Genomic DNA, 4,005 nt, shown 5'->3' on the forward strand with positions numbered 1-4,005 from the left:
TTAGTTCAGCAATACTATATCCTGTCAGTTCTTTAACAAGTTCGCATGCTACTTCCTCACGTTCAATACGATTTAATCCAAAATATTTAGCCCCTGTCTTTGTTGCTAAATCTCTAATTGTTGTATAACCTAAATCGTATTCAGATTTATTTATGAGAACATCAGAAACTTTACTGTCGATGGACAATTTACTTTCCACAACAGCAATGGCTGTAGCAAGTCCGACATACGTCTTCCTTATTGAATACAAATTAAACATGGAATCAACTTTTATTTCACGAGCTCCTTTTTTAAAGTGATGATTCCCTGAATACCATTCTGTTAAAAAATTGTTGTTTTGGATTATAACAAGAGAAGCAGCAGAAGAGCCATATTTTTCTGCTGCTTTTTCTGTATACGATATTAATGGTTCAAATTTAATATCTGTAAGTAATGAGCCTTTCATAAGTTAAACCTCCAAATTATTATTTCTCAGAACTTTCATATACGACGTCTCATTACCTTAGGGCCGATAGACCGGCTGCGCTTGGACTGTTAGGTGATGCGATGTGTCCGCCTGATTCCGTTTCTTGAAATCTCTCCGCGACCAAGTACGATCGAAGACCAGCCCGATGCATGAATGCATGAATGCTATGTTAGCTGATGGCTGGACCTTCTTCGAGTTCACTTGCAAACTCGTCTTTAATTATTGAATACAATTTTACATCCTGAAATGCTCCCTTTGCCCAGATATGCCTTCTCAATATCCCCTCAAATCGCATTCCAGTCTTCTCCATTACTCTAGCCGATCCGATATTATCCACATGGCATCTTGCTTCAATTCGAACTAACCCTAATTCATTGAATCCAAACTCTAATACTCTTCTAATTACCTCGGTCATGTAGCCTTGATTCCAATATTTATTTGACAATACATAGCCAAGCTCTGCTCTTTTATTTCGATTATCCCAACTTACAAAACTACAACTACCAATTAGTTTCTTTTCCTGTTTGTGCTCAATTCCCCAAGGTCCTACTTTCTGTATGTCATAACGGTTTAATACAAATTCAATAAATGCTTTTGTATCTTCAAGTGACTGATGAGTGTCCCAAACCGTATATCTCGATACTATTGGAGATCTACAATAACTATACATATCCTCCTGATCTGCGTAACTTATCTTTCTTAATCTTGTTCGTGCAGTTTCAAGAACAGGGAACTCCTGAAAATGTTCTTCAATTTGCATCATTGCGCCCCCCCCCTGATAATATATTAGTGTCCAGCTTTCAGGATAACGTTTCTCGTATTCCGAACTCCCGTAGGAAGTTGTCGCAGCGTACTTCTCAAATTCACGTCTGCGACCGAGGTCGTAAGCCCGATGCGTGAATGCGGTTATCTGAAGTCTTTGGCCTCTGCGAACTACATCCACATATATCCATACTCACTCTTCTCAATCATCATTAATTGTTTTTCAAAGTCATCTATTGGTATTATAGAATCTACAAAATGCCACTTATTTTTACTATCCTTCCAATATACCTTCCATTTGTTTTCATCAAATCTGAATTGTGCTATCGGTAACTCAACTCGTTGACCCGGCATAAATGAAGGCCTATCCTGCGATAGAGTAATTGTATTTCCCCGAAACTTATAAATGATCTTATACTCATCCTTGAGATGCCGAGGTATCTTCATTTCAATGTAGTTATCAAGTATTTTTTCAAGTCTTTTCTTAGTGAAAGTATCAAACGCCATAAATAACCACTCCATCGTGTTTGTTTATCTTTTACCGCAGGTGATTTCAGCTGATGTCTCTCGTATTCACGATGCCCCACTCTCTTAAGGACCTGGAGGTGAAATAACACTTCCAATAATTTAACCGTACCAAAAAAAGACGACATGTTCGGTAAAGATAAAAGGCCCGCCTTATTGGCGAACCTTAGTACCGGATCGATCCTGTTTTAACTTTGCTATAGCATTGCTGGCCAACCTGTCACGTGTTGGATTGGGTCCAGGCACTGATTGAACAACATACTGACCATTTGCATATCGGCGGGCTGCTTCATCAAGACTTATTTTTTTCTTCATGGCCAATCACCACCTCTTTATAAGTATAGCATAATCAACCGATTGGCAACAGCATCGGATATAATCATGTGGCCACGGCCTATGTGTTGAGCACCAATATGATTAACATAGAACGAGATAAGCCCCTCTTTAGTCTTCGATTGAAGCATAACAAAACCTTCATGACCAAGCTCAATGCTGCGTTTGCATGCGAATGCAATTAAATGTTCCCCAATTAGATCTAACTCCTTACGGTTATTGGGTAAGCTTTCAATCAGATGGATATATACATGATCCTTTCGACCCTCAAGAGCTATTGCACCTTGTATTACATTGTTTCCATTGATAACCATTTTATATACTTCAACTTCAGGGTGATTGAAATAGACAGACCAATTGAAAACCCAATCGCGCATCTGGTTTTTTATGTCATACGGGTGCAATGCCAGGAAAGTAACAGGATATGTCTCGCCGCTACGCATGTGTAATAACACACTTCCACTCCTTACACTTTATTACCTAACTGTAGTATAAAAGTTATTACCAAGCTACTTCAGTTTGATCGTTTAATTGCTTTATTTGCTCTGATAATACTAACGTTGCAGGGCCGCTAATCATTAGCTCGGCGGCGCGTCTGGCCGCTAACGCGTCTATCAAACATGCCTAAGTAAGCTCCCTTATCAGATATTCGAGTTAATTTTGGCTTCTCTCATAATTTCGCCTGTTTGACTATGTCAGCCATTAATAGCGATATAAAAAGATATATCATATAAGCTCTCCTAGAGTCTTTACGACTGACTTCCAGGAATCCTTGAGATATAAAATTGATATCTCTACCAGAGATCTTGAGTACACCTCATATAAACGCTGACACATATGTGCCCGCCTGTTTCAAAATCCTGGTGCGAGACCAAGGACCGAGTTAGCGCCCGCAGCGTGAAGGCATTGTTCTCAGATGGCCTCGACTCCTTGAGTCATATTCAGTATCTTTTCATTTACAACTTGTAGCATTCTCTTTAAAAAATGATTTAATAATGATCTCTGCACATTCTTCTGGTGTATTCAAACTAGTATCAACTGAACAACTATAGCGAATATTCTGTGACATTATTTTACATTGCTCTTCCGATTGTTCTTCTCTTCTGTCACCACGTTCTATATTTCGCTTACGACAGAGATCTAGAGGACAGTATACCTCGACTATTTCCAAAGGATATCCACTAAATATCTCTTTGACTTTATCATAATGCGGCTGTAACTCAGGTTGTTCAACAAGTATCCCATCGATTAATACATGCTTTCCGCTATCCGAAAATAATTTGGCTGTGTGATACATTATAATTATTACTTCGCTTAAATACTTCCAGTAGTCTGACCGCAAATGTTGATCACCAATCGTATTTTCAAAAAGATCATTGGCAACTACATAAAAGAATGGTTCGGAGTAAGATTGCATAGCTTCTACAATTGAAGTTTTACCTGAACTCGTTACGCCATTTAAAAATATAATTCTCCCTTTATTCAAATGTCCCATCATCCTTCACATGAGTTTAAAGAATCTTTACTCTTTCTTGCGGTTTATATTATTTTCAGGGGTTTTTGGATAACGGCTCTTATACACGACACGACCCCGCCTTAGATAGCTCTATCATAGGCTGGGTCGTGTGTTGGCAGAGCTCCTTCCATGATTATACATCTGGAACCAAGAGGCGTCAGCCCCCTTCGGGAATACGGAGTTATCGGATGTGCCGCTTCTTGAGCAGGCGTCTGTAGCATTCTATATTTTTGAAATTAACATGATTATTGTCAGGTAGTCTAATTATTTTTTCGTTATACTTGCTCAATTTCTTTTCAAAATTATCCCTATCTCTCTCAAAGTTATTTGTCCACTTGTACATCAGTTTTAACATCGTTAAATCTGGCTTATAATGACACTCCTCAACACCAATTTTTTGTTT

Annotated in this window: 6 protein-coding genes and 1 pseudogene; all 7 read right to left on the minus strand. The window is 38.6% G+C overall.

Annotation, left to right across the window (positions count from 1 at the left end; genetic code table 11):
• The coding region (locus PSHG_RS28185) for a serine hydrolase (protein WP_010275870.1) at window positions 1-445 on the minus strand (445 nt) is incomplete at its 3' end.
• A 190-nt stretch (window positions 446-635) separates the two neighbouring features.
• Window positions 636-1,229, minus strand: coding sequence for a GNAT family N-acetyltransferase (locus PSHG_RS18275; protein WP_010275872.1), 594 nt, complete (start codon window positions 1,227-1,229; stop codon window positions 636-638).
• Window positions 1,230-1,399: 170 nt separating this feature from the next.
• Window positions 1,400-1,735 (minus strand): DUF3024 domain-containing protein, encoded by a 336-nt coding sequence (locus tag PSHG_RS28190; protein WP_010275873.1) that lies wholly within the window; start codon window positions 1,733-1,735, stop codon window positions 1,400-1,402.
• Window positions 1,736-1,906: 171 nt separating this feature from the next.
• Complete coding sequence (locus PSHG_RS30690; RefSeq protein ID WP_157213471.1) at window positions 1,907-2,068, minus strand: hypothetical protein; 162 nt, start codon at window positions 2,066-2,068, stop codon at window positions 1,907-1,909.
• 17 nt (window positions 2,069-2,085) lie between these two features.
• Complete coding sequence (locus tag PSHG_RS18290; RefSeq protein ID WP_026021464.1) at window positions 2,086-2,541, minus strand: hypothetical protein; 456 nt, start codon at window positions 2,539-2,541, stop codon at window positions 2,086-2,088.
• Between the two features lie 497 nt (window positions 2,542-3,038).
• On the minus strand, window positions 3,039-3,572 hold the full coding sequence (locus PSHG_RS18295) for a phosphotransferase-like protein (protein WP_010275878.1): 534 nt from the start codon (window positions 3,570-3,572) through the stop codon (window positions 3,039-3,041).
• A gap of 211 nt (window positions 3,573-3,783) precedes the next feature.
• Window positions 3,784-4,005, minus strand: a pseudogene (locus PSHG_RS31235) (hypothetical protein); the annotation flags it as partial.

This window comes from Paenibacillus senegalensis JC66 (assembly GCF_000285515.1).
Taxonomy (GTDB): Bacteria; Bacillota; Bacilli; order Paenibacillales; family NBRC-103111; genus Paenibacillus_L; species Paenibacillus_L senegalensis.